1 protein-coding gene is annotated in these 1047 nt (G+C 36.3%); it reads right to left on the bottom strand.

Translation table 11 applies throughout. The features are described 5' to 3' along the window. Positions 1-346: 346 nt before the first annotated feature. Positions 347-1047 (bottom strand): outer membrane protein (locus ACFIKE_RS11270; RefSeq protein WP_375650029.1); only part of this gene is annotated, 701 nt, incomplete at its 5' end.

Raw genomic sequence — 1047 nt, 5'->3', positions numbered from 1 at the left:
TGTGCCAATCCCCAATGTAGCGACAGCCTTTGGCACTTGAGATGGTTCATAAGAAGCATTTTTATTCTTTCTTTCATGTTTTTTATCTCACGGCTCTCCCTCCTTTTGACGTGCAAAAAACGCGGTTCTGATTGGTTCAACATGGTATAGGTTTAAAATGAGAAAATCTTATGATACTTGGGTCTCTCACTCAACATGAAAAAAAGTAAATTATATTTACAAATCAAAGTGTTGTTCGAATAAAGCAGTAGCTCTTTTGAGTGAAGATTTTTTTTCCAGCATATATCTGAAAAATAAAAGCCTCATTCGAAAATGAGACCTTTGAATTGTCTAATTCTGCAAAAAATTAAAATTTATAAGCTACGCCCACACGGAAATCATTTGTCTTATAGCCCATTTTAAATTTATCCTGTATGAACTTCTTCTTGCCAAAATCTGAATAACGATATTCTGCACGCACAATAATATTATCAGTCATTGCAAAATCAACACCACCTCCGAGGGTATAACCAATCATGGTCTTTTTTTCATCATGCAACCAATCAGAAGAATCAACCTCTCCATTTTTGCTATCAGCAACTAACCCCAAAATATTCTGAAGCTGCGTATAAGCAATCCCTCCAGAAACATAAGGCATCACACGCTCGATCGCAAAACCAACTTTCATCCGCGTAGCACCGGCCCATTTTTGTTTTAAAGTATGACGTACAGCTTTAATAGGTGTTGTCGAATCCTCCTCATGCAAATCTCTTGTTAGACTTGTTTCTTCTATAGGTTTTGGTGTTTCTTCAGTTGGACTTTTTTTCGGTAGAGCGACATCTTTAGAATCCTTTTTACCAGACCACATAATATCTGTATCAATACCTATAATAAAACTATTATCGATATCAATATTGGAACCTGCATAAACACCCCCGATAAAACCAGAAAGTTTAGGTAAATTCTCCTTTCCAACTGGGTTCCATATCCTTGTCTCATCTTTTAAATAACTTGCAGTTGTTTTACCTGAAAAGCTACCAATCTGTCCTCCAAGATAAAATCCTGTCC

Origin of the sequence: Bartonella sp. MU70NMGDW, assembly GCF_042194085.1 — a bacterium.
GTDB lineage: Bacteria > Pseudomonadota > Alphaproteobacteria > Rhizobiales > Rhizobiaceae > Bartonella > Bartonella grahamii.
Note: the sequence above shows the minus strand (reverse complement) of the source record. Positions and strands in the feature narration are given on the sequence as shown.